The 24,753-nt window shown below is 68.1% G+C and carries 21 protein-coding genes and 1 riboswitch; of the genes, 4 read left to right on the top strand and 17 right to left on the bottom strand.

The features are described 5' to 3' along the window. Positions 1 to 115 precede the first annotated feature (115 nt). Both AZOLI_RS01665 and AZOLI_RS01660 read left to right on the top strand, forming a co-directional pair. Positions 116 to 1,552, top strand: a complete 1,437-nt coding sequence (locus AZOLI_RS01665) for an MBOAT family O-acyltransferase (RefSeq protein ID WP_014246840.1) — start codon at positions 116 to 118, stop codon at positions 1,550 to 1,552. Positions 1,553 to 1,573: 21 nt separating this feature from the next. Further along, the gene (locus AZOLI_RS01660) at positions 1,574 to 2,680 is read left to right on the top strand and encodes a hypothetical protein (protein ID WP_014246839.1); all 1,107 of its coding nucleotides are present in this window, start codon (positions 1,574 to 1,576) and stop codon (positions 2,678 to 2,680) included. Positions 2,681 to 2,721: 41 nt separating this feature from the next. Here the strand turns inward: AZOLI_RS01660 and AZOLI_RS01655 are convergent, their stop codons facing one another. Beyond that, a complete protein-coding gene (locus AZOLI_RS01655) occupies positions 2,722 to 5,256 on the bottom strand; it encodes a penicillin-binding protein 1A (RefSeq protein ID WP_014246838.1) in 2,535 nt (844 codons plus the stop codon). 210 nt (positions 5,257 to 5,466) lie between these two features. After that, positions 5,467 to 6,978, bottom strand: a complete 1,512-nt coding sequence (locus AZOLI_RS01650; RefSeq protein ID WP_014246837.1) for an N-acetylmuramoyl-L-alanine amidase — start codon at positions 6,976 to 6,978, stop codon at positions 5,467 to 5,469. Positions 6,979 to 7,663: 685 nt separating this feature from the next. On the opposite strand from AZOLI_RS01650, the gene AZOLI_RS01645 reads away from it, so the two are divergent. Both AZOLI_RS01645 and greB read left to right on the top strand, forming a co-directional pair. Beyond that, entirely contained in the window at positions 7,664 to 10,753 is a 3,090-nt protein-coding gene (locus tag AZOLI_RS01645) for an Rne/Rng family ribonuclease (RefSeq protein ID WP_014246836.1), read from the top strand. Positions 10,754 to 10,853: 100 nt separating this feature from the next. Beyond that, positions 10,854 to 11,405, top strand: a complete 552-nt coding sequence (gene greB / locus AZOLI_RS01640; RefSeq protein WP_014246835.1) for a transcription elongation factor GreB — start codon at positions 10,854 to 10,856, stop codon at positions 11,403 to 11,405. A 155-nt stretch (positions 11,406 to 11,560) separates the two neighbouring features. On the opposite strand, the gene thiC is transcribed toward greB, so the two are convergent. From thiC to ffh, 15 genes are all read right to left on the bottom strand, one after another. After that, positions 11,561 to 13,285 carry a phosphomethylpyrimidine synthase ThiC gene (gene thiC / locus AZOLI_RS01635; RefSeq protein WP_014246834.1) on the bottom strand — a complete coding sequence of 575 codons (1,725 nt, stop codon included), beginning with the start codon at positions 13,283 to 13,285 and terminating at the stop codon, positions 11,561 to 11,563. Between the two features lie 119 nt (positions 13,286 to 13,404). Then, a riboswitch (TPP riboswitch) is annotated at positions 13,405 to 13,538 on the bottom strand. A gap of 79 nt (positions 13,539 to 13,617) precedes the next feature. Next, a complete protein-coding gene (locus AZOLI_RS01630) occupies positions 13,618 to 14,601 on the bottom strand; it encodes a magnesium transporter CorA family protein (RefSeq protein ID WP_014246833.1) in 984 nt (327 codons plus the stop codon). 41 nt (positions 14,602 to 14,642) lie between these two features. Continuing rightward, positions 14,643 to 14,930 (bottom strand): hypothetical protein, encoded by a 288-nt coding sequence (locus AZOLI_RS01625; RefSeq protein WP_014246832.1) that lies wholly within the window; start codon positions 14,928 to 14,930, stop codon positions 14,643 to 14,645. A gap of 19 nt (positions 14,931 to 14,949) precedes the next feature. Beyond that, a complete protein-coding gene (argB, locus tag AZOLI_RS01620; RefSeq protein WP_014246831.1) occupies positions 14,950 to 15,849 on the bottom strand; it encodes an acetylglutamate kinase in 900 nt (299 codons plus the stop codon). Between the two features lie 82 nt (positions 15,850 to 15,931). After that, the gene (locus AZOLI_RS01615) at positions 15,932 to 17,224 is read right to left on the bottom strand and encodes a cation:proton antiporter domain-containing protein (protein WP_014246830.1); all 1,293 of its coding nucleotides are present in this window, start codon (positions 17,222 to 17,224) and stop codon (positions 15,932 to 15,934) included. A gap of 15 nt (positions 17,225 to 17,239) precedes the next feature. Continuing rightward, on the bottom strand, positions 17,240 to 17,923 hold the full coding sequence (gene yihA / locus AZOLI_RS01610; RefSeq protein ID WP_014246829.1) for a ribosome biogenesis GTP-binding protein YihA/YsxC: 684 nt from the start codon (positions 17,921 to 17,923) through the stop codon (positions 17,240 to 17,242). A gap of 114 nt (positions 17,924 to 18,037) precedes the next feature. Then, positions 18,038 to 19,765: a membrane protein insertase YidC gene (gene yidC, locus AZOLI_RS01605; RefSeq protein WP_014246828.1), complete on the bottom strand. Its 1,728-nt coding sequence runs from the start codon at positions 19,763 to 19,765 to the stop codon at positions 18,038 to 18,040. Positions 19,766 to 19,792: 27 nt separating this feature from the next. Continuing rightward, complete coding sequence (yidD, locus tag AZOLI_RS30910; RefSeq protein WP_014246827.1) at positions 19,793 to 20,164, bottom strand: membrane protein insertion efficiency factor YidD; 372 nt, start codon at positions 20,162 to 20,164, stop codon at positions 19,793 to 19,795. 15 nt (positions 20,165 to 20,179) lie between these two features. Further along, complete coding sequence (gene rnpA / locus AZOLI_RS01600) at positions 20,180 to 20,566, bottom strand: ribonuclease P protein component (protein WP_014246826.1); 387 nt, start codon at positions 20,564 to 20,566, stop codon at positions 20,180 to 20,182. Positions 20,567 to 20,574: 8 nt separating this feature from the next. Beyond that, positions 20,575 to 20,709, bottom strand: a complete 135-nt coding sequence (rpmH, locus tag AZOLI_RS01595; protein ID WP_012973146.1) for a 50S ribosomal protein L34 — start codon at positions 20,707 to 20,709, stop codon at positions 20,575 to 20,577. 101 nt (positions 20,710 to 20,810) lie between these two features. Beyond that, a complete protein-coding gene (rplS, locus tag AZOLI_RS01590) occupies positions 20,811 to 21,206 on the bottom strand; it encodes a 50S ribosomal protein L19 (RefSeq protein ID WP_012973145.1) in 396 nt (131 codons plus the stop codon). Between the two features lie 41 nt (positions 21,207 to 21,247). Then, positions 21,248 to 21,994, bottom strand: a complete 747-nt coding sequence (trmD, locus tag AZOLI_RS01585) for a tRNA (guanosine(37)-N1)-methyltransferase TrmD (protein ID WP_244442547.1) — start codon at positions 21,992 to 21,994, stop codon at positions 21,248 to 21,250. A gap of 59 nt (positions 21,995 to 22,053) precedes the next feature. Further along, complete coding sequence (rimM, locus tag AZOLI_RS01580; protein WP_014246824.1) at positions 22,054 to 22,635, bottom strand: ribosome maturation factor RimM; 582 nt, start codon at positions 22,633 to 22,635, stop codon at positions 22,054 to 22,056. 49 nt (positions 22,636 to 22,684) lie between these two features. Further along, positions 22,685 to 23,041 (bottom strand): 30S ribosomal protein S16, encoded by a 357-nt coding sequence (gene rpsP, locus AZOLI_RS01575; protein WP_014246823.1) that lies wholly within the window; start codon positions 23,039 to 23,041, stop codon positions 22,685 to 22,687. A gap of 61 nt (positions 23,042 to 23,102) precedes the next feature. Next, positions 23,103 to 24,488 (bottom strand): signal recognition particle protein, encoded by a 1,386-nt coding sequence (gene ffh, locus AZOLI_RS01570; protein ID WP_014246822.1) that lies wholly within the window; start codon positions 24,486 to 24,488, stop codon positions 23,103 to 23,105. Between the last annotated feature and the right edge of the window lie 265 nt (positions 24,489 to 24,753).

The raw sequence follows: 24,753 nt of genomic DNA, 5'->3' as shown, positions 1-24,753 counted from the left end.
CGCACAACCCTACCGCGGCGGCGGGAAATCACCGAAATCGTGGTTATCTTCGGCTCCGAACTTCGCCTTTCTTGCGCAGTTGCGCGGACGCGCGAGCATCTCTGCCGGGGGCACGATGAGCTTCACCAGCCTGAACTTCCTGCTGTTCATCACCGTGTTCAGCGCCGGCTTCATGGCGCTGGCCCGCACGCGCGCCTTCACGCCCTTCCTACTGGTGGCCAGCTACATCTTCTACGGCTATTGGGATTACCGGTTCTGCGCGCTGCTGGCGCTCAGCACCTTCATCGACTTCTACTGCGGACTGAAGATCGCCGACGCGCCCGACCGGCAGACCAGGAAGCTGTACCTGTTCATCAGCCTCGGCACCAACCTGGGCATGCTGTTCTTCTTCAAATACTACAATTTCTTCGCCGACAGCGCGGAGATCGCGCTCGCATCCCTGGGCGTCGATGTCGGGCGGCGGACGCTCGATATCCTGTTGCCGGTCGGCATCTCCTTCTACACCTTCCAGAATCTCAGCTATGGCATCGACCTCTACACCGGCGAGGTGAAGCAGCCGGAACGGTCGCTGATGCGCTATGCCACCTTCGTCGCCTTCTTCCCGCAGCTGGTGGCCGGCCCGATCGTCCGGGCGCGCGACCTGCTGCCGCAAATCCAGCAGCGCCCGCGCGACATCCCGTTCGAAGAGCGCTTCGCCGGGCTGGAAAAGGTGATCTGGGGCTATTTCCTGAAGATCGGACTGGCCGACAACGCCGCGATCGTGGTCGACGCCCGGTTCCACCAGCCGGAGTTCTTCAACGCGCTCCAGCATGTGATCGGTCTGTTTTGCTTCTCCCTGCAGATCTATGGCGACTTCGCCGGCTACTCGCTGATCGCCATCGGGCTGGCGCAGATCTTCGGCTACACCATGTGCCAGAATTTCGCCCGGCCCTATTTCGCCACCGGAATGCGCGATTTCTGGCGGCGCTGGCACATCTCGCTGTCCACCTGGTTCCGCGACTACGTCTATGTGCCGATGGGCGGCAGCCGGACGCGCTGGCTGCGCATCCGCAACGTCGTCATCACCATGCTGATCTCCGGCTTGTGGCACGGCGCCAACTGGACCTTCGTCCTGTGGGGGGCGCTGCATGGCGGGCTGATGCTGGTCGAGGACGGCGTGCGCCGGCTGGCCGCACTCAGCCCGGTGCGCCTCAGCGGCCCCGTCCTCGCCGCCGGCCGTCTGGTGATGGTCGGTCTGGTGTTCGCGGTGGTGACGCTGACCTGGCTGCCCTTCCGCGCCGACAGCCTGCACACGGTCTGGACCATCCTGGGCATCATCGCCCACGGCGATTTCGGCCTGCAGCAGGGCAACCTCCAGGCCAGCTCGCTGCTGCGCGTCGCCGTCGCCGGCCTGATCGTGCTGACGGTCGATGCGCTGATCGAGCGCGGCGCCGGCCGCCGCTATGCCGGGACCAACGTGGTGGCGCGGTCGATGGCCTGCTCCGCGCTGATCCTGGTGATGCTGCTGTTCGGCAGCTTCGCCAACCATGCCTTCATCTACTTCCAGTTCTGAAGACCGGACGGAGATCCTCCCATGTACCGCCTTCTGGCTTGCATCGCGTTGATCCTCGCCACCGTCACGGCGATGGACCGGGTCCTGGCTTCGGCGCTGGGCGACCTGCTTCTGCGCTCCAGCGACCGCTTCATGGCGATCTACCGTCCGGACGAGCCGCAGGACTTGCCGGCAGCCAAGCCCGACAGGCAGCCGGACGGGCCGACTCCGGAAAACCGGACGGACGAGACGCCGGGCGCCCTGATGGTCAAGGCGGCGCTCGCCTCCGCACCCGGTCAGGCCGCCAGCGCCACCCGCGGGCCGGCGGACGTGCTGGTCTTGGGCAACTCGCGGGCGGACAACCATTTCCCGGTCTCCACCCTGCAGGACATGACCTGCGGCCGAGCGCTGAACCTGGGCATGGGCGGGGCGCCGACCGTGCTGTCTGCCCTGCTGTGGGAGGATTACGTCGAGCGGCACGGCGCACCGCGCCTGCTGATCCTGGAGCCGACCGGTCTGGTCGACAACCCGCACGACCTCGCCGACCTGCCGATGCTGGCCCATTACTCGCCGCGCATCGACGCCTTCGTCCGCCAGGAGAATCAGCAGCTGTGGATGGCCAACCATGCCTTCCACCTGATGACCTTCAACAACAACCAGACCATGCGGCTGATCGCCGGACTGCTGAAGCCCGCCGCCGACCGCACGCTGGTGGGCGCCATCCCCGAACCGCTGAAGGCGCAGCTCGCCGCCGCGCCGGAAGAGGTGATGGCCGCCGCCGATGCCAATTGGCAGGCGCTGGACCGCATCATCCGCAGCGCCCAGGCGCAAGGCACCCGGGTTGCGGTGGTCATCACCCCCTATTTCCCGACCTATGCCGGCAAGCTGAAGAATTTCGACGCCTTCTTCGCCGAGATGAAGAGCCGCCTGCCGTCCGGCGTGACCGTGATCGACGCCCGCCGCGCGGTGGACAATGACGAGCTGTTCATGGACGCCCTGCACGTCAACGAGGACGGCGTGCGCGCGATGTTCGCGGCGCTGGAACCGGAGCTGCGCCCGCTCGGCAGTTGTGCGGTGGACGCCATCGCCTCGCTGACGGCGGCCGGGACGGTGGCGGGGACGGTTGCTGGAGCGGCCTCCACCCATTGACGAAAGGGGCGCCCGCCGGGACGCCCCCCTCGCCTGTTCACTCAGTAAAGCCCGCCGGTACCGAGCGTCGCCGCAGACGGCTGCGTCGGGACGCCCGGCTGGGCGCCATCGAAGCCCGCGTTCGGGTCGCCCATCATCGCGCCGGCCCCCTGGACCGAGCCGTCCAGCACCATCTGCGGCTGGTCCGGGTTGGGTTCGGTGCCGGGCAGGAAAGCCTCCCAGATGGAGCGGTTGTCGCCGGGCTGGGCCAGCTGGCCGTTGGCCGGATTCACGCGGACGAGGCGCAGGCCGGGCGGCACGCGAAAGGGCGTGGCCGGCTTGTCCTTCAGCGCCACCTGCATGACGTCCTTGAACACCGGCACCGCCGCGGAGCCGCCGGTTTCGCGGCTGCCCAACGAGCGCGGCTGGTCGAAGCCGATATAGGTGCCGACCACCAGATCGGGCGAGAAGCCGACGAACCAGGCGTCGTGGCTGTCGTTGGTGGTGCCGGTCTTGCCGGCCAGCGGCTTGCCCAGCGATTTCAGCGACGCGGCCGTGCCGCGCTGGACCACGCCTTCCAGGATCGAGACGATCTGGTAGGTGGTGCGCGGGTCGTTCACCTGCTCGCGGGTGTCGGGCACCGCGGGGACGGCCATGCCTTCCTTCCACGCGACGTTGGTGCAGCCTTCGCAGGCGCGGTTGTCGTGGCGGAACACGGTCTTGCCGTTGCGGTCCTGCACGCGGTCGATGAAGGTCGGCACCACCCGCTTGCCGCCATTGTCGAGCATGGCGTAGGCGGTGGCGAGCCGCAGGACCGTGGTTTCGCCGGCGCCCAGCGACATCGGCAGATAGGGCTGCAGGTTGTCGACGATGCCGAACTTCTCGACCAGCGCCTTGACCTTGTCCATGCCGATCTGCTGGGCGAGGCGGACGGTCATGACGTTGCGCGACTTTTCGATGCCGACTCGCAGCGGGGTCGGGCCGTAGAATTCGTGGCTGTAGTTCTCCGGCCGCCAGACCGGCTGCCCGCCGCCCGGATCGTAGGCGAAGGGCGCATCCATCACCAGCGACGACGGGGTGAAGCCCTGGTTCAGCGCGGTCAGGTAGACGAAGGGCTTGAAGGAGGAACCCGGCTGGCGCAGCGCCTGGGTGGCGCGGTTGAACACGCTCATGGCGGGGGAGAAGCCGCCGACCATCGCCAGCACGCGGCCGGTGTGCGGATCGAGCGCAACGAGGCCGCCCTGCACCTGCGGGATCTGGCGCAGGGTATAGCTGCCCGGCGGAAGTTCCTTCGCCGCCGCCTGGGCGCCCTTCCTGGCCGGCTTCTCGTCCTCGTCCTTGGCAGCAGGGCCGCTGATCGCCTCGACCAGCAGGATATCGCCCAGCTTGGCGACGTCCGACGGCTTGCGGATCGCCGGTCCCACGGCCTCGCCCTCCTTCGCCGCGCGGGCCCAGCGCAGTTCGGACAGCGGGATGCGGCCGCGGCTGCCGTCGGCCAGACCGATGTCCAGCCCGTCGGCCTGATCGTCCTTCAGCACGACGGCCAGCTTCCAGCCCTCGGAGCCCGCGGGCGGCGGCATGGCGGCCAGCTTCTTCGGCCAGTTGTCGAAATTCTCCATCTTGCCGACCGGCCCGCGCCAGCCATGGCGACGGTCATAGGCGACCAGCCCGTCGCGCAGCGCCTTGGTCGCCGCCGCCTGCAGCTGCGGGTTCATCGAGGCGCGCACCGACAGGCCGCCCTCATACAGCGCCTGCTCGCCATAGAGCTTCACCAGCTCGCGCCGGATCTCCTCGGAGAAATATTCGGCGGTCACCACCTCCTGCTCGTCGCGCTTGCGGGTCAGCAGCGGCCGTCCTTGCGCGGCCTTCGCCTCCTCGGGCGTCACGTAGCCATCCTCCGACATGCGCCCGATCACCCAGTTGCGGCGGGCGACGGCGGCATCGTGCTGGCGGTCGGGGTTGTAGTTGGACGGGGCCTTGGGCAAGGCCGCCAGGAAGGCGACCTCCTCGATGCTCAGCTCATCCAGCGCCTTGTTGAAATAGTTCAGCGCCGCCGCCGCCACGCCGTAGGAGCGGTTCCCCAGGAAGATCTCGTTGAGGTACAGCTCCATGATGCGGTCCTTGGTGAAGGCCCGCTCGATGCGGACCGCCAGGATCGCCTCCTTGATCTTGCGGGCGAAGGACACCTCGTTGGTCAGCAGCATGTTCTTGGCGACCTGCTGCGTGATCGTGCTGGCACCGACCGGGCGGCGGTCGCGGCCGAAATTCTCGATGTTGGTCAGGATCGCGCGCAGGATGCCGAGCGGGTCGACGCCCTGGTGGGCGTAGAAATTCTTGTCCTCGGCCGCCATGAAGGCATTGATGACCTGCCGCGGCATGGCGTCGATCGGGACGAAGATGCGGCGTTCCGACGCGAATTCCGCCATCAGGCGTCCGTCGCCGGCATAGATGCGCGTGGTAACCGGCGGCTCGTAATTGGCCAGCTTGGTGTAGTCGGGCAGGTCGTGGTCGTAGTGATCCAACAGGAAGACCAGCCCCCCGGCACCGGCAAGAGCCAGCATCACGAAGGCCATCAGCAAGGACAGAAGAAGGCGCATGACCGATCCCGCAAGAAACGACGAACGACGCGCTCCGGTCCCGGCCCTTCGAGGGTCCGGTCCGAGAGGCGCGCTGACAGGGCAGGCGCATCCTACACCGCTGCGATGCGAAGTGCCGCCCTCGTTCCCGTCATGTCAGGAAAATGTGACACGCAGAGGGCGCCCGCGAAAAAGTGTCCGCGCAGAGGAGGTAAGCCGCCCGGTCCCGCCTCAGCTCCGCTGGGCGCCGTGCAGCCAGCGGAAATAGGCGTCGATGGTGCGGGCCAGCCCGCGGCCCAGCCGTTCGCGATGCGCGGCGGAGGCCAGCAGCCCGGCATCCTTGCGGTTCGACAGATAGCCCATCTCGACCAGCACCGACGGCACGTCGGGCGCCGTCAGCACGGCGAAGCCGGCCTGCCGGTGCGGCTTGCTGGGGATCAGCGGCACCTCGCGCCCCAGGCTCTGCAGGGCCAGCGTCGCGAAACGCTTGGAATGGTTCTTCGTATCGCGTTGGGCCAGATCGATCAGGATGTTGGCGACCAGCGGGTTCTCGCCCGACAGGTCGAGCCCGACCAGCGCGTCGGCCCGGTTCTCCTTGGCGGCCAGCATCTCCGCCTCGCGGTCCGACGCCTTGTCCGACAGGGTGTAGATCGACAGGCCCCGCATGTCGCCGCTGCTGATGCTGTCGGCATGCAGCGAGATGAACAGGTCGGCCCCGGCCTCGCGCCCGATGGCGACGCGGTCGCGCAGTCGGATGAACACGTCGGCGTCGCGGGTCAGCCTGACACGGTAGCGGCCGGTCACCTCCAGCTGGCGCTTCACCTCCCTGGCGGCGGCGAGCGTGATGTCCTTCTCATAGATGCCGCCGACGCCGACGGCGCCCGGATCCTGGCCGCCATGGCCGGGGTCGAGCACGATCAGCGGCTTTTCCGCCACGGTGGACGGCTTGCTGTCGGGCAGCGGCGGGGCGGACGGCAACGCCGCCGGAATCAGCTGCGCCGGCGGGATCGGCGGCAGCGGCGCGAAGGGCGGCGGGCTGGAGACGATCCCGCTCGCGGCCGGGTCATCCTGGGAGGGAGGGGGCGCCGGAACGGCCATCGCCGACGCCACCACCGCATTCATCGTCAGCTGGCCCTTGCCGGACGCCATGCCCGCGCCCGTCTTGGCACCGGACGCCGCCGCGAGCTGGCGGAACTCCGCCACCGTCGTCTTTTCCAGGTCGAGGACAAGGCGCGGCTGGCGGCCGTCGCGCGGCGGGATCATGTAGCCTTCCCGCAGCTTGGCCGGACCGACCGTCTCGAAGGTCAGGCGCGTGCCGCGCGGTCCGCCTGCCGAATGATGGTAGCGCGCCACCACCCCCTTGCCCTCCACCGGCAGCGATCCGCCCGGCCAGACCAGATCGGGCAGGTCGACGATGATCCGGTAGGGGTCGGAGGCCAGCGACACGCTGAAGGACACCGGGTCGCTCACCTCCAGCACGAAGCGGGTCTTGTCGGGATGGATACCCAGCCGGGCATCGATCACCGCGGTGCGCGGCGGCGGGGACGGCAGCGCCGCCGTGGTCTGCGCCAGGGCCGGAAGACCGGCGAGAAGCACCAGGGCCAGCAGGACCGGCAGCACCACGCCCATCGCACGCGCAAGCCCCCGCGTCACGGCGCCGCGCCCGACCCGGCATTTGGGATGGGCGGCAGTCGGCAGACGGTCGGGCATGGCGGCGGTCGGCAGGCTGGGCGGCCGTTGCATCGTGTCTCCCCGGTGGCGGACGGCGGGCGGACGACCAGCTATAGCCCAGCCAATTCAACGCCCTCAACGCGGAACGTCACAGCCGGTCTCAATTCCGGGCCGGGGTGCCGTTCCTGCAACAGTGACCCCGCGCCCCGCAGTCGCGGCCTCCCCGGCAGCGGCCCGACACGCCGTTGCGGGGGAAAGTCGCGCTTACGCTTCCCTGGGACGAAGTTGTTCGCCGAATCGGCGCATTTCCGCGTTGTGCAAGAGGGATCGCTTGTCTATGGTATCTTTGCGACAGACCGCAATTCGCCAGATTCGGGTCGGACTCCCAAGGTGAGCGCCGATTCGCTGATCCCCGGTACTCGATTCCATCGATCCGGAGGCCAGCCGATCGCCGGTCACGGGGCCGTCCAAGGGGCTGCGGCGTCGCCTCCGACACCGCCTGTCCGGCCATTTGCGCCGGAGGGACGTCGCGGGGTGGCGCGTTCGGATTGGCGGTGAGAGGACGAAACCTCGAAGCTGGCTGTGGCCGCAAGGCGGCAGCCCGGCGCGTGTCGACCGGGCCGTCCTGGCTGCTCTCGTCAGCGCCGTTCGGCGGTTCCGGTCCGTCGTGCCGTATGCTTCGCCCACAACAGACGCTGCGTCCAGGCGGCCCGACCGGTCGCGCGGGTTCCCTGGGTCGCGCCGTTGAGGACCGTATATGGCCAAGCGCATGCTGGTGGACGCCACGCACCCGGAAGAAACCCGGGTCGCCGTGGTCAATGGTAACCGGCTGGAAGAACTCGACTTCGAGATCGCCAGCCGCAAGCAGCTGAAGGGCAACATCTACCTCGCGAAAGTGACGCGGGTCGAGCCTTCGCTCCAGGCGGCCTTCGTGGAATATGGCGGCAACCGCCATGGCTTCCTCGCCTTCTCCGAAATCCATCCCGACTATTACCGCATCCCCGTCGCCGACCGCGAGGCCCTGCTGGCCGAAGAGCGCCGGCTGGAGGAACAGGCGGAAGCCCGGGCCGAGGCCGCCGCCGACGGCGCCGTGATGGGCGAGCCGATCCGCCCCGAGCAGGTGGTCGAGGAATGGTCGCCGATGCCCTCCCCCATCGCGCCGGAGGCGTCCGACGAGGATGCCGGCGACGAGGACGGTGAGGACGAGAACGGTTCCGAGGAGAACGGTTCGGGGGATCAGGCCGCACCGTCCGAGGCCGCCGCCCAAACCGCCGACGCCCCTGACATGGTCGGCGGCGACGAGGATGAAGAGGTCGAGACCCAGCGCCGCCGCGCGCGCCCGCTGCGCTCCTACAAGATCCAGGAAGTGGTGAAGCGCCGGCAGGTCCTGCTGGTGCAGGTGACGAAGGAGGAGCGCGGCAACAAGGGCGCCGCCCTGACCACCTACCTGTCGCTGCCCGGCCGCTACTGCGTCCTGATGCCCAACACCGGCCGTGGCGGCGGGATTTCCCGCAAGATCACCAACCCGGCCGACCGCAAGCGCCTGAAGGAAATCCTGTCCGACCTGGACATTCCCGACGGCATGGCGGTCATCCTGCGCACCGCCGGTCTGGAGCGTTCCAAGCCCGAGATCAAGCGCGACCTGGAATATCTGCTGCGCCTGTGGGACGACATCCGTGAACAGACGCTGAAGTCGTCGGCGCCCTGCCTCATCTATGAAGAGGCGAACCTGATCAAGCGGTCGATCCGCGATCTGTATTCCAACGACATCGACGAGATCTGGGTCGAGGGCGAGGCCGGCTTCCGCACGGCGCGCGAGTTCATGGACATGCTGATGCCGGGCCATTCCCAGCGCGTCCAGCTGTACCGCGACAGCCAGATCCCGCTGTTCCACCGCTATCAGGTGGAAACCCAGATCGACGCCATCCACAGCCCGGTGGTGCAGCTGCGCTCCGGCGGCTACATCGTCATCAACCCGACCGAGGCGCTGGTCTCCATCGACGTCAACTCCGGCAAGTCGACCCGCGAGCGCAACATCGAGGAAACCGCCTACAAGACCAACCTGGAGGCCGCCGACGAGGTGGCGCGCCAGCTGCGTCTGCGCGATCTGGCCGGCCTGATCGTCATCGACTTCATCGACATGGAGGAGCCGCGGAACAACGCCGCCGTCGAGCGCCGCATGAAGGAGGCGATGAAGAACGACCGGGCGCGCATCCAGCTCGGCCGCATCTCCGCCTTCGGTCTTCTGGAGCTGTCGCGCCAGCGTCTGCGCCCGTCGCTGCTGGAGACCAACTTCGAGCGCTGCCCGCACTGCTCGGGCACCGGCGTCGTCCGGTCGGTCGAATCCGCCTCGCTGCACGTCCTGCGCGCCATCGAGGAAGAGGGCATCCGCAAGCGGTCGGCGGAGATCACCATCTACGTCCCGACCTCCATCGCGCTCTACATCCTCAACCAGAAGCGCGGTGAACTGGCCAAGATCGAGGAGCGTCACAGCTTCCATGTCATGGTCCAGGCCGACGACAGCCTGATCGCCCCGGACCACCGCCTGGAGCGCAACAAGGCCCGGCTGCCCGACGAGGACGGTCCGCTGGTCAGCGCCGACCGTGTCATGGCCGAGACCGACCGTGCGCTCGCCGCTGAGCCGGTCGTCGAGCCGGTCGAGGAGGAGGTCGACGTCGAGACCGCCCAGGCCGAGGAGACCGGCGAGCGCGCCGAGACCAACGGCGCCAATGGCGATGGCAATGGCGAGGATCGCCGCCGTCGTCGCCGGCGCCGCCGTGGCCGGGGCCGTGACCGCGAGGAAGGCCGCGTCGAAGGCGACACCACCGGTGCGGGCGAAGACGCCGAGGAGTCCGACGAGACGGGCGACGAAGCGGCCGAGACCGGCCTGCCGGTTGCCGCCGAGGCGATCCCCGACGCTGCCATCTCCGAGCCGGCCGAAGACGACGACTCGGATGAGGATGACGGCGAGGGCGAAGGCGAGGGCGACGAGGAGACCGGCGCCGACGCCGGCGATCGCAATGGCGAGGGTCGCAAGAAGCGTCGCCGCGGCAAGCGCGGCGGTCGCCGCCGGTCCCGCCGCGAGGGTGCGGAGGGGCTGGAAGGCGGCGAGGAGACTGCTGCCGATCAGCCGTCTGCCGCTCCGGCCGAAGCCGCTCCCGCCCAGGCGCCCGCACAGTCTCCGGCCGAGGCGTCCGACCTCGACTGGATCCTGGCCGGCGACAGCGCTCCGGCACCGGTCACGGAAGAGGCCCCTGTTCCGGTGCCTGCGACCGAGCCGCCGGTGACCGCTCCGGCCCCGACCCCGACCGAAGCCGCCGTCGAGAAGGCTCCGGCCAAGAAGGCGTCGCGCAAGCGCAAGACCGCTGCCGAGGCTCCGGTCGAAGCCGCGTCCGCGCCTGCCGTCGCCGAAGCGCCGGCCAGGGGCCGCAAGCGCAAGGCCGCCGCTCCGGTGGAAGCGCCGGTGGAAGCCGCTGCCGAGCCGGTGACGGAGCAGGCTCCGGCCAAGAAGGCGTCGCGCAAGCGCAAGGCCGCTGCCGAAGCCCCGGTCGAGGCCGCTCCCGCTGCCGCGCCTGCCGTCGCCGAAGCGCCGGCCAAGGGCCGCAAGCGCAAGGCCGCCGCCGCGGAAGCCCCGGCTGCGGTCGCGACCGACGCGGCTCCGGCCAAGAAGGCGTCGCGCAAGCGCAAGGCCGCTGCCGAGGCTCCGGCCGAAGCCGCCCCGGCCGCCGCTCCGACTGCACCCGAGCCGGCTCCCGCCGCCGCTCCGGAACCTGCCGAGGCTCCGGCTGCGGCCGGCGACAACGGCGAAACCTCCGCCAAGCCTCGCCGCGGCTGGTGGAAGCGGTAAGCCGAACGGCCCGTTAGGACCTCTGGAACGGGAAAAGGCGCCGCAAGGCGCCTTTTCCTTTTCCCGGACGTTATCTTCCTGCCACAGGACAGGTCGGACCATGAGCAAGGCCTTCACCCGCGAGAACGACACGCCAGACGATGACGATCTCGACGATCCGGCACCTCTTCCGCAGGGTTTCAAGAACTACATGACCCCACCCGGCTTCCAACGCATGCAGGAGGAGTTGCGCCACCTGCTGCGGGTGGAGCGGCCGAAGGTGGTGGAGGTGGTGTCCTGGGCCGCCGGCAATGGCGACCGGTCGGAGAATGGCGATTATCTCTACGGCAAGAAGCGCCTGCGCGAGATCGACCGCCGCATCCGCTTCCTGAACAAGCGCTTGGAATCGGCGGTGGTTGTCAACCCGCAGGACCAGAAGAACCGCGAACAGATCTTCTTCGGCGCCACCGTCACCTATGCCCGCGAGGACGGATCCGAGAACACCATCACCATCGTCGGCGCCGACGAGGTCGATCCCGACCGCGGCCATGTCAGCTGGATCTCCCCCATCGCCCGCGCGCTTCTGAAGGCGCGGGAGGGCGACATGGTCGACGTCCGCACGCCGGCGGGCATGGAGCAGGTGGAGGTGCTGGAGATCAGGTACGCGGGGTGAGTGGGGACGTTGATGCCCCCTCCCCATCCCTCCCCCGCCTTCGGCAGGAGAGGGGGTAGGAGCTTTGCGAAAGCTGTGTGAAGGAGCGGCGGCAGTCCCCTCTCCCGCGTTAGCGGGGGAGGGTTAGGGAGGGGGCATCACTGTCGGGACCTCACTCACTCCGCCGGCTGGTAAATCTCCCCGCCCGACTCGCGGAACTTCTGCGACATCTCGGCCATGCCGGACTCCGCGGCATCGCGGATTTCCTGCGTGATCTTCATCGAACAGAATTTCGGTCCGCACATCGAACAGAAATGCGCGGTCTTGGCCCCTTCGGCGGGCAGGGTCTCGTCGTGGTAGGACATCGCCGTCTCGGGATCGAGCGACAGGGCGAACTGGTCGCGCCAGCGGAAGGAGAAGCGGGCACGCGACATGGCGTCGTCGCGCAATCGGGCCGCCGGGTGGCCCTTGGCGAGGTCGGCGGCATGGGCGGCGATCTTGTAGGCGATGACGCCGGCCTTCACGTCGTCGCGGTCGGGCAGCCCCAGATGTTCCTTCGGCGTGACGTAGCAGAGCATCGCCGTGCCGAACCAGCCGATCATCGCCGCACCGATGGCGCTGGTGATGTGGTCGTAGCCCGGCGCGATGTCGGTCACCAACGGCCCCAGCGTGTAGAAGGGCGCCTCGCCGCACAAGGCCAGCTGCTTCTCGACATTGTGCTTGATCTTGTGCATCGGCACATGGCCCGGCCCTTCGATCATCACCTGCACGTCCCGCGCCCAGGCGATCTTCGTCAACTCGCCCAATGTCTCCAACTCGGCGAACTGGGCGGCATCGTTGGCGTCGGCCTGGCTGCCCGGCCGCAACCCGTCCCCCATCGACAGCGCCACGTCATAGGCGCGGCAGATTTCGACGATGTCGGCGAAATGGTCGTAGAGGAAACTCTCGCGGTGATGCGCCAGACACCATTTGGCGATGATCGAGCCGCCGCGCGAGACGATGCCGGTCACCCGCTTCGCGGTCAGCGGGATATGGGCCAGCCGCAGCCCGGCGTGGATGGTGAAGTAATCGACGCCCTGCTCCGCCTGCTCGATCAGCGTGTCGCGGAACAGTTCCCAGGTCAGGTCCTCCGCCCTGCCCTTCACCTTTTCCAGCGCCTGATAGATCGGCACCGTTCCGATGGGCACCGGCGAGTTGCGCAGGATCCATTCGCGGGTCTGGTGAATGTCGGAGCCGGTGGAGAGATCCATCACGGTGTCGGCCCCCCAGCGGATCGACCAGACCATCTTCTCCACCTCCTCCTCGATCGAGGAGGTCACGGCGGAGTTGCCGATGTTGGCGTTGATCTTGGTCAGGAAGTTCCGGCCGATGATCATCGGCTCCGACTCGGGGTGGTTGACGTTGGACGGGATGATCGCCCGCCCGCGCGCCACCTCGTCGCGGACGAATTCCGGCGTGATGAAGTCGGGAATCTCGGCCCCGAAATCCTCACCGTCGCGGATTGTCTCCAGCGCCGCGGCGCGGCCGAGATTCTCGCGGACGGCGATGTATTCCATTTCCGCGGTGACGATGCCGGCGCGGGCATAGGCCATCTGCGTGACGGCCCCGCCGCCCTTGGCGCGCAGCACGCCACCGGCCGTCGTTTCCACATCGCCACGGGCCAGGATCCAGTCGCGGCGGTGCTTGGCCAGCCCGGCCCGCACATCGATGGCCACAGCCTCGTCGGTGTAGGGACCGGAGGCGTCGTAGACGGTCAGCGGCGGCTCGCCGCCCGACAGCGCGATTTCGCGCATGGCGACGCGCAGATCGGGAAAGCGCGTGCCCGGCAGATGAATTTTCCGCGACGACGGCAGCGGGCCGGTCGAAATGCGGAGGGCGGTTTCGTTGAAGTCCTTAGGCATTGGGTTTCTCCGTCGGAGTTGGGCGGACAAACCCGGGACTGCGGACGGAGGTGCGGTGTCTTCGTGCGGGCCGTTCCCCGACATGACGGGTCTGATACGGCCGGACGGGGCGAGAATCGGCCCGTCACGAGGTCCCTCCCTTCGCCGGTATGACCCGGATCAGGTTCGAAGGGTCACCACGCTGCCGGTGACGCTTGGCGCCGTCCGGCCGTTGGTATCTCAGCCCCCTGTCGGGACCCCCCTGGAATGCGCCCATCCTGCCGGGACGGACGGCCCCTGTCAAAAGGAAAGAACTGCGAACGATCCGCCGGCCATACTGTATGGAACGCGCGTCACATCCAGCGTTTCAGACGGACATAGATCATCGGCAGCAATGCCGACAGCAGCATCAGCCCCAGGGCACTGGGATAGCCGAAGGGCGAGTCGGTCCCCGGCATCTCTTCGAAATTCATGCCGCAGATGCTGGCGACCAGGGTCGGCGGGAACAGCAGGACGGTCAGGACCGAGACGATCTTGACGATCTCGTTCTGCTCCACATTGATCTGGCCCAGCGCAGTGTCCAGCGCCAACGCGACCTTGCCGGATAGGAAACGGGCATACTGGTCGAGCCCGCGCAGGTCCTGCAGCGTCGTCTTGGCCCAGCGCCGTGTCGCCTTGCCGGAGTTCCAGCCGTCGCCGCGCGCCAGGAAATCGGTCATGCGCGACAGGCTGGCCAAGCTGAGGCGGGCCTTGCCGATCAGGTGGCCGGCATGGCCGATGCGCTTCAGCGTCTGGGCGTCGTCCAGCGTCTCGCCACGCGAGCGCAGCTTGCGCCCGCGGAAGAAGCGGCGGTTCAGCACGTCCAGCTCCACCCCGGTCCGCCGCAGCACGGCCGAGGTGCGGTCGACCATCCCGTCCACCAGCGCCGCCAGAACCAGTTCGCCACGGGAGGCGGGCACCTGCCCATGGGAGGCGCGGCGGCGGAAGGCCAGCAGGGCCTGCGGATCGATGTCGTGGATGGTGACCAGCCGGCGCCCGGCCAGCACGAAGCTGACCGTTGCGATGCGCGGCTCGTCGGTGTCGGCCCAGACCAGGGCGGTGACGGTCATGGTCAGGGCGCCGCCGGCGATCCGCAGGCGGCTCGACTCCTCAATCTCCGCCATCTGCTCGCGGGTGGGCAGGCTGGTGCCGATCAGCGCCTCCGCCCGCGCCAGCTCCTCGGCGGTCGGATCGATCAGGTCCAGCCAGACGGTGGCCTCGGGCAGCGGCTCCGCCCCCTCCGCGGCCTCTCTGGCCCAGCGCAGCAGACCGACGTCATTGACGAAGACATGCAGCAAGGCCGTGCTCCTTGCGTGGTTGGCGGCGGCGCGTCGGGTTGTCAGGTCATCCGGCCGCCGCGTCTTGGCTTCACCGGCGGCGGCACCTTCCCCTCGGTGTCGAGGTCCAGCGGCGTGCCTTCCGCCCGCAACGCCTGCTCGAGCTTGCGGCGGAAGGCACCGCCGTCCCGCTTGGCATCCAGGAAATGGCCGACCGCCTCCTTGGCGGCATCGCTGTCGTAGGGGACCTTGCCCAACGCCGCCAGCTTGGCGCGCTCCACCAGCTTCGGGTCCATCCTGTCGCGGATGGCCTTCATCTGGCGGAGCAGGTCCTTGCGCAGGTCGCTCATCGGCCCCCCGTTCGCAGCATCAGGCCTTGCCGATCAGGGTGCCGGCGCCACCCTCGGTGAAGATCTCCAGCAGCAGCGCATGCGGCACGCGGCCATCGAGGATAACAGCGGCGTCGACGCCCTGCTCCACCGCGCCGATGCAGGTCTCGATCTTCGGAATCATGCCGCCGGATGCGGTGCCGTCGGCGATGGCCTTGTGGGCATCCTCCAGCGACATCTTCTCGATCAGCTTCTTGTCCTTGTCGAGGACACCGGCAACGTCGGTCAGCAGGAAGAAGCGCGCCGCCTTCACCGCCGCCGCGACCGCGCCGGCCGCCGTGTCGGCGTTGATGTTGTAGGTGTCGCCGTTGACGTCAAAGCCGACCGGCGCGATCACCGGAATGATGTCCGACTGCGCCAGAGCATGCAGGATCTGCGGGTTGACCTTGTACGGCTCACCGACGAAGCCGAGGTCCAGCACCCGCTCGATGTTGCTGTCGGGGTCGCGCTGCACGCGCTCCAGACGGCGGGCGGTGATCAGGTTGCTGTCCTTGCCCGACAGGCCGACGGCACGGCCGCCGGCGCCGTTGATAGCGGCGACGATCTGCTTGTTGATGGAGCCGGCCAGCACCATCTCGACCACCTCGACCGTCTCCTTGTCGGTGACGCGCAGGCCGTCGATGAAGCTGGACTTGATCTTCAGCCGCTCCAGCATCTGGCCGATCTGCGGACCGCCGCCATGGACGACCACCGGATTGATGCCGACCTGCTTCAGCAGGACGATGTCGCGCGCGAACAGCTCCGCCAGGCTGGCGTCGCCCATGGCGTGGCCGCCGTACTTGATGACGAAGGTGCTCCCGGCATAGCGGCGCATGTAGGGCAGCGCTTCGGACAGGGTACGGGCCTTGGCGAGCCACTCGTCACGGGTGGGAGTCTGCACGGGAGGATGCCCTTTGTCGGGGTGGAATGTCGGGTTTCTTTAACGGAAAGGCCGGCCGGTTGCCTAGGGGTCAATTTAACGGTCACATACCCCCGTGCCGGCCGGCTGCGGCCGATGCCGCGCCGGCCGGGCGCCACCATCCGGCCAGCCGGGTCATCGGCTGGGTCACTGCGGTCACCGCCACCGCCATCAGCACCATCGCCGAGAAGCAGGCGCCGGACAGCACCCCCGCCTCCAGCAGGACGGTCAGCACGATCACCTCCATCAGGCCCTTGCAGGGCATCAGCGTGCCCAGCCGAAGGGCGTCCGGCCAACTCTCCCCGCTCAGGCGCGCGGGCAAGGTCGTGCCGGCCATCTTGCCGACGAGCGTCGCCAGGGTGGCAAATGCGAAGACCGTCCACTGCGCCGGATCGTCCAGCGTCAGGTTCACCTTCAGCCCGGTCAGCGTGAAGAAGAAGGGCAGCAGGATCAATGTCGAGAAATGCTCCAGCCGGTCGAGGATCGCGGCGGCGTAGCGCCGCGGCATGGCGGTTCCGGCGACGAAGGCACCCAGGATATAATGCAGCCCGATCAGCTCGGTCACCGCGGCCGAGGACAGCAGGGCGGCGCAGGTCACCACCACCGCGGTATCCCCCATCCGCCCGTCGGGTGCCACCCGCTCCAGCAGGCGGTCCAGCAGCGGACGCACGACCAGAACGGTCACCCCGACATAGGCGAAGCCCAGCGCCCCCACCCGGGCAACCGCCCAGCCGCCGCCACCGCCCGACAGGCCATCCGCCGAGGCCCAAGCCAGCACGGCGGTGATCAGCAGCCACAGCAGCGCATCGTTCACCGCCGCATAGCCCAGCGCCAGCCGACCGACCCGATCGCCCAGCAAATCCATCTCGCGCAGGATGGCACCCAGCACCGGCAGGGCGGTGACGCCGACGCAGATGCCGAAGCCGGCGGCGAACAGGCCCGGCGTGGCGTGCGGTCCGGTCATGCCGGGAAAAGCGCCGGCCAGCCACCAGCCCAACGCTCCGCCCATCAGCGTCGGCACGATCATGCTGGATAGCGCCACCGTGGCGAAGGCGCCGCCCCGCCCGCGGAAATCGGCAGGGTCGAGGTGCAGCCCGGTCAGGAAGGCGAAAAAGACGACGGCCATCAGCGCGAGGCCCGACAGCGGCGCCAGGGCGGCCGGCGCGAACAGCACGCCCCACAGCTCCGGCACCAGTTGGCCGAGCAGCGACGGCCCCAGAGCAACGCCGAACAGGATCTGGATCACCACCATCGGCGCGATGTGACGCCCGCCGCCGAGCCGCCACAGCAGGAACGGCCCCGCGATCAGCAGCAGGGCCTGCATCAGGAACAGCAGCGCGGGGGAGAGGCCACCCATCGCCGTCTCTCCGTGCTATTCCGCGGCGAGTGCGAGCGCGGCGAGGCTGGCGCGCAGCTCGGCGATGCCGGTGCCTTTCTCCGAACTGGTGACGTGGATGTCGGGGAAGGCGGCGGGGTGCTTCTTCAGCCCCGCCTGGGTGTCGTGGCGGATCTTATCCAGCTCCGTCGGCTTCACCTTGTCCGCCTTGGTCAGCACGACGACATAGGGAACCGCCGTGCGGTCCAGCATCTCCATGATCTCATGGTCGTTGGGCTTCAGCCCATGGCGCGAATCGATCAGCACCAGCGCCCGGCGCAGAGTCACCCGCCCGCGCAGGAAGCGGCGGACCATGTCGTTCCACGCCTCCACCTTCTCCTTCGATTCCTTGGCATAGCCGTAGCCCGGCATGTCCACCAGCTTCAGCCGGTTGCCGAGGTTGAAGAAGTTGAGCTGCTGCGTGCGCCCCGGCGTGTTGGAGGTGCGGGCCAGCGTCTTGCGACCGGTCAGCGCGTTCACCAGGCTCGACTTGCCGACATTCGACCGCCCGGCGAAGGCGACCTCCGGCAAATCGGCCTCAGGCAGCTGGTTCAGCGCGTTGGCGCCCCAGACGAAGTCGCACTCCTTGGCGAACAGCAGCCGCCCGGCCTCCAGCGCGGCCTCGTCGAAGCCGGAAACGATGCTGGGAGTGTTCGTGGTCGGCGTGTCGGGAGTCGTCATGGCGGGCGCTTTCGTTGGTACGGGCTAAAAAACATACCGCCGGCAAAGTCCCGTCAAGGGTCTTTGCCGGCGGCAGGTCTCAGACGATGGGCAGAGGGGTCGAAGATCCGACGATCAGACCTTCACGCCCATGCGGCGCATGATGGTCCACTGCTGGGCGACCGACAGCAGGTTGTTCCAGGCCCAGTAGATCACCAGACCGGCCGGGAAGCCGGCGAGCATGAAGGTGAAGACGATGGGCAGGAACTGGAACACCTTCTGCTGGATCGGGTCCGGCGGGGCCGGGTTCATCTTCTGCTGCAGCCACATGGTGACGCCCATGATCAGCGGCCAGGCACCGAGATGCAGCATGGCGGGAGGATCCCAGGGGATCAGGCCGAACAGGTTGAAGATGGTCGTCGGATCGGGCGAGGACAGGTCGTGGATCCAGCCGAAGAAGGGCGCGTGCCGCATCTCGATGGTCACGAACAGCACCTTGTAGAGCGCGAAGAACACCGGGATCTGGATCAGGATCGGCAGACAGCCCGACACAGGCGAGACCTTCTCGCGCTTGTACATGGCCATCAGTTCCTGGTTCATGCGCGCCTGATCGTCGCTGAACTTCTCGCGCAGCTCCTGCATCTTGGGCTGCAGGGCCTTCATCTTGCTCATCGCCTGATAGGACTTGTTGGCGAGCGGGAAGAAGACGGCCTTGACGCAGACGGTCAGCAGCAGGATGGCGAGGCCGAAGTTGCCCAGCACCTGCCCAAAGAAGTCGAGCGCGTAGAAGAAGGGCTTGGTCAGGAAATAGAACCAGCCGAAATCGATCGCCAGATCGAAGTTCTTGATGTTCAGCTTTTCGGAATAGGCGTCCAGCAGCTTCACCTGCTTGGCGCCGGCGAACAGGCGGCCGGTGCTCTCGGCCGAGGCGCCGGGAGCCACGGTGACCGCATCGCCCATGAAGTCGGCCTGATAACGGTCGGCATTGGCGACGGTGCTGTGGACGAAGCGCGCGGTGACCTTTTGCGCCGGGTCCGGGATGACCGACACCAGCCAGTACTTGTCGGTGATGCCGAGCCAGCCGCCGGTGGTCTCGATGGGCTCGGTGCCCTTCTTGCGCAGGTCGTCGTAGGACCGCTCGGTCAGCGTGCCGTTGAAGACGCCCAGCGGGCCTTCATGCAGGATGTAATAGCCCGAGGTCTGCGGCGTGCCGGTGCGCGACACCAGGCTGTAGGGCAGCAGGGTGACCGGGTTGGCGCCGGTGTTGCGGACCGTCTGCGTCACCGTGAACATGAAGTCCGGATCGACGGCGATCTTGCGCTCGAACACCAGGCCCTGGCCGTTGTCCCAGGTCAGGGTCAGCGGCTTCTCAGGCGTCAGCGCGGTGCCGTCGGCGGTCCAGCGGGTGGTCGCGGTCGGGGTGGCGATGCCGGCGCCCTGCGGAACCCAGCCGAACTCGGCGTAATAGGCGGCGGGCGTGCCGGCCGGCGCCAGCAGCACGATCTCCGGGCTCTTGGGGTCCGGGGTCTCGTGGTACTGGGCCAGCGTCAGGTCGTCGATGCGGCCGCCGACGAGGTTGACGGAGCCGTGCAGAGCCGGCGTGTCGATCTTCACGCGGGCGCCGGCCGCCAGCTGCTCGGCAAGCAGGACGGGGCGCTCCTTCGCGACCTCTGCCATGGCGGGGGGCTGCTGGGCGGGCACGCCGGGGGCCGGCACCGGCACCGACTGCTCCGTCTGGGCGGCCTGCTGGGCGGCGAGTTGCTTCTGCTGCTCCACCCGCGGCTTCTCGTAGAAATACTGGAAGCCCAGAAGGATGGCGATCGACAGGGCAATCGCGATGATGAGGTTGCGTTGGTCGGTCATGGCGTCCCGGTTGCCGTGGGGCCTTTACTAGAAGGGCGGCGTGTGCGCGGCCTTGTTACGGGTTTTCGCCGGGCTGAGCAACCGCCGCATGCCCTTTTCCCGATCCGCCGCATCAAAGTGGTGACGGCGCAGTCCGCCGCGCGACGATGACGGGGCCGATGTGTCGGGCACGGGATCCCAGCCGGACCCGCCCCAGGGATGGCAACGCCCGAGCCGGCGCAGCGTCAGCCATCCCCCCCGGATGGCGCCGTGCTTTTCCAGCGATTCGATGGCGTAGCAGGAGCAGGTCGGCTGGAAACGGCAATGCCAGCCCACGAAGGGCGACAAGGTCCAGCGATAGAGATAAACGAGCGCGCGAAGAAGATGCGCGAGTGGGCTGAGGCCGGCAATGCGAAACATGACGTCGCGGGCCCCCTACCCTGCCGCCTCGCGCCACAGGCCGAGGCGTTTCAGCCCGGCCGTCAGGTCGCCGAGCAGGTCGGTCCACGGCCGCTCGGCCGTGTCGCCGCGCGCGACCAGGACGAAGTCGTGGCCCGGTGCGGCGTGGATGGGCAGTATCTGCCGCGCGGCCTCACGCAAACGGCGGCGGGCGCGATTGCGCACCACCGCGTTGCCGACCTTGCGGCTCGCCGTCAGTCCGAGACGGATCGACGGACCGCCATCGGCGGGCCGCTGCTTGTCGTCGTGCCGGCGCACCTGGAGGATCAGGCCGGGAGCCACATGCTTGCGCCGTGTCCCGGCCACGGCCAGAAATTCCGGCCGCCGCATCAGGCGCCCGACCTTGTGGTCCGGCGCCGCCATCGCGGGGATCAGGCGCTCAGAACCTTGCGGCCGCGGGCGCGGCGGCGGGCGATGACCTTGCGGCCGCCGACGGTGGCCATACGGGCGCGGAAGCCATGGCGACGCTTACGCACGATTTTGGAGGGCTGGAACGTGCGCTTCATGGCGCCTACTCCTTAAGCTTTGCTGATGGTGACGGGACGAAGACGCCCAGCCTGACGGCCGGGCGCCGAATCTATGAACCTGGAACGAACCGGTGGGCGCCTTACTCGGCAGCCCGGCGGCCGTTGACCATGCCGCGGCCGGTGGTGCGCTCGGCGATGCGGGCGGCCTTGCCGCGCAGATCGCGCAGATAGTACAGCTTGGCGCGACGGACGGCGCCCTTGCGGACCAGCTCGATCGAATCGATGCGCGGGGAGTACAGCGGGAACACGCGCTCCACGCCCTCACCGTAGCTGATCTTGCGGACCGTGAAGGAGCTGTTCAGGCCGGCGTTCTTACGGGCGATGACGACGCCCTCATAGGCCTGGACGCGCTCGCGCGTGCCTTCGACGACCTTCACGTTCACGCGGACGGTATCGCCCGAGGAGAACTCCGGGATCGTCTTGCCGCCGAGGGCCTTCTCGATCTGCTCCTGCTCGAGCTGCTGCAACAGGTTCATAGCACTACCCCTTTTCTATCGGCGCGCCTCGCGGCGGACCGTCACTCCGGTTTCGGGTCGCGCCGGCGAGCCTGCCGCCGACCCTTGTTCGTAACGTTTTCTGCCGGACGCCCCGCCTGGTAGAGCGACCACAGGTCGGGCCGTCGGGCCTCCGTGATCCCCTCCGCCTCGGCAAGCCGCCAAGCCTTGACCTTTCCGTGGTGACCGGACAGCAGAACCTCCGGCACCGCGCGCTCCACACCCTGCCCGTCGGTCCAGACCGCCGGCCGGGTGTAGTGGGGGTATTCGAGCAACCCCCGTTCGAAACTCTCTTCGCCCGCCGTCTCCACGTTGCCCATGACGCCGGGGAGCAAGCGCACCACGGCATCCATCAGGCTCAGCGCGGCGAGCTCCCCGCCGGACAGCACGAAATCCCCGAGGCTGACCTCTTCGAGGCCGTGCGCATCGAGGACCCGCTGGTCCACCCCTTCGTACCGGCCGCAGAGCAGCGTCACCACCGGGGTGGCGGCCAGCTCCTTGACCAGTTCCTGGTTCAGCACCCGTCCGCGAGGCGACAGATAGATCGCCCGGCCGCGTCCCGGTGCCCCCACAGGTCCCGCCGTCGCGGTCAAAGCCGCGTCCAGCACGTCGGGCCGCATGACCATGCCGGCCCCTCCACCGAAGGGGGTGTCGTCGACGGAGCGGTGTTTATCGCGCGCGAACGAGCGAATGTCCACCGATTCCAGCGCCCAGACTCCATTTTCCAACGCCTTGCCGGCCAGCGAATGGCCGAGCGGCCCCGGAAACATCTCCGGGAACAGCGTCAGAACCTTGGCGGTCCAGACCCGCGGGCCTTCGGCGCCGTGGTTCACGGCCCCTCGCTCCCGCTCCGGTCCCCGCTTCCGTCCTCACCCCCGTCTTCCGCCTCGTCCTCGGCGCCCTCGCGGGCTTCGATCACGGCCGGAAGATCGACGACGATGCGGCCGCCCCGGACATCCACCACCGGCACGCAGGCCTTGGAGAAGGGAAGCATCTCCAGCGGCCCGCCGGCGGTCCTGACTTCGAGCACGTCGCCGGCACCGAAATCGTAGATCGCCTTCACCGTGCCGTAGAGGCTTCCGTCGGCGAGTTCCGCACGCAGGCCGATCAGGTCGGCGTGGTAGAACTCGTCCTCGTCCTCGGTCGCCGGCAGGGCGTCGCGGTCGACATAGAGCCGCACACCGGCCAGCGCCTGCGCCTGTTCCCGGCTCGTCACCCCGTCGACCTTGGCCAGGAAGTTGTCCTTGACCATGCCCTGGAGCGTCACCGAGAAGCGGCGGGCGCCGGCTTCGTCCGACAGCGGGCCAAAGGTCACGATGTCGGCGGGTTCGGCGGTGAAGCTGCGCAGCTTCACCAGCCCCCGCACGCCGTGCGATCCCGCGAACTGGCCGACACAGATCTTGGCGGTCATCGCAGGAGCACCCGGCACGTCGTCACGACCCCAACCTCAGGCACCAGCCTTAGGCCTCGGCGGCAGCCGCAGCGGCGGCGGCCTCGGCCTTCAGACGCTCCTGCGCCTTGGCCTTCGGAGCCGACTTCTTCGGGGTCTCGCGGACGGCGGGCTTCTCCACCAGGCCGGCATTGGCCAGGAACAGAACGACGCGGTCCGTCGGCTGGGCGCCGACCGACAGCCAATGCTTGGCGCGCTCGGCGTTCAGGATGATGCGCTGCTCGTGCTCGCGCGGCAGCATCGGGTTGTAGGTGCCGATCTTCTCGATGAAGCGGCCGTCACGCGGGCTGCGGGCGTCCGCGATGACGATCGAGTAGAACGGACGCTTCTTCGCACCACCGCGAGCCAGACGAATCTTCAGAGCCATTGGTCGAAACTTTCTCTTCTCAAGTCAAACAGGTATCAGGTGATTTCGAGAGGCGGTCAGGTCAGCCGAAAGGCCCCTTGCCGCCGAAGCCGCCGAGTCCCTTCGGAAGCAGATTGCCCAGGCCGCCGCGCAGCATCCCCTTCTTCCCAAGCTTCTGCACCTGCTTCATCATTCCGCGCATGGTCTCGAACTGCTTCAGCAGCTTGTTGACCTCCTGCACCGAGGTGCCGGAACCGGCGGCGATGCGCTTGCGGCGCGAAGCCTTGATGATGTCGGGGTTCTTGCGTTCCGCCTTGGTCATCGAGGAGATGATCGCCTCCTGGCGCTTGATCATCCCGTCGTCGACGTTGGCGTCCTTCAGCTGGTCCTTGATCTTGCCGATGCCCGGCAGCATTCCCATCAGGCCGGACATGCCGCCCATCTTGCGGAGCTGCTTCAGCTGCATCGCCATGTCGTCGAGGTCGAAGCCCTGGCCCTTCTCCATCTTGCGGGCGAGCTTTTCGGCCTCGTCCTTGTCGATGGTCTCGACGGCCTTCTCCACCAGCGACACCACGTCGCCCATGCCGAGGATACGGCCGGCGATGCGGTCGGGGTGGAAGGGCTCCAGCGCGTCGATCTTTTCGCCGACGCCCAGCAGCTTGATCGGCTTGCCGGTGATCTGGCGCATCGACAGGGCCGCACCGCCGCGCGCGTCGCCGTCGATGCGGGTCAGCACGATGCCGGTGATACCGACCTTGTCGTTGAAATTGGTGGCGACGGTGACGGCGTCCTGGCCGGTCATCGCATCGGCGACCAGCAGCGTTTCCACCGGCTTGGTCGCGTCGCGGACGGCCGCGACCTCCGCCATCAGCTCCTCGTCGATGGCGAGGCGGCCGGCGGTGTCGAGCATGACGACGTCGTAGCCTTCGAGACGGCCGGTCTCGATGGCGCGTTTGGCGATGGCGACCGGGTCCTGGCCCGGAACGATGGGCAGCGTGGCGACGCCGGTCTGCTCGCCGAGAACCTTCAGCTGCTCCTGGGCGGCCGGACGGCGGACGTCCAGCGAGGCCATCAGGACCTTCTTGCGCTCCTTCGTCTTCAGGCGGAGCGCGATCTTGGCGGTGCTGGTGGTCTTGCCCGAGCCCTGGAGGCCGACCATCAGGATCGGCACCGGGGCAGCGGCGTTCAGGTTGATGTCGGCGCCTTCACCCAGCATCTCCACGAGGTTGTCGTGGACGATCTTGATGACCTGCTGGCCGGGGGTGACCGACTTCAGCACCTCCTGCCCGACGGCGCGCTCCTTCACCTGGGAGACGAACTGCTTGACGACGGGCAGAGCGACGTCAGCCTCCAGCAACGCCACGCGAACTTCGCGCAGCGCGGCCGAGACATCCTCCTCGGAAAGCGCGCCACGGCGGCGCAGCTTGTCGAAGATGTCGCCCAGGCGTCCGGTCAGGCCTTCGAACATGCGATACTCGTTCCCCAGTTCCGGGTCCAGCGTCAGGCCGCCACCCGCACAAGCACGAAAGCGCCAGTGCGCGACACTCGCGGACTGGCGGAGATACCCGGCATTGGGCCGGGGTACCCGGTCTATCGACTTGGCGGAAGACAGGTCGGCGAAACATAGAGAAGCCGGTCTGGAGAGTCAACCACTAGAAGGACCTCCATGGCTTCGGCCGAAGGTCGACCTTGCCGCCGGCCGGTTATCCGTCCGACACTTGTCACAAATCTTC

The sequence above is a fragment of the Azospirillum lipoferum 4B genome, from assembly GCF_000283655.1.
Classification (GTDB): Bacteria; Pseudomonadota; Alphaproteobacteria; order Azospirillales; family Azospirillaceae; genus Azospirillum; species Azospirillum lipoferum_C.
The sequence above is the reverse complement of the archived record's forward strand: the minus strand, read 5'-3'. Positions and strand labels throughout refer to the sequence as shown.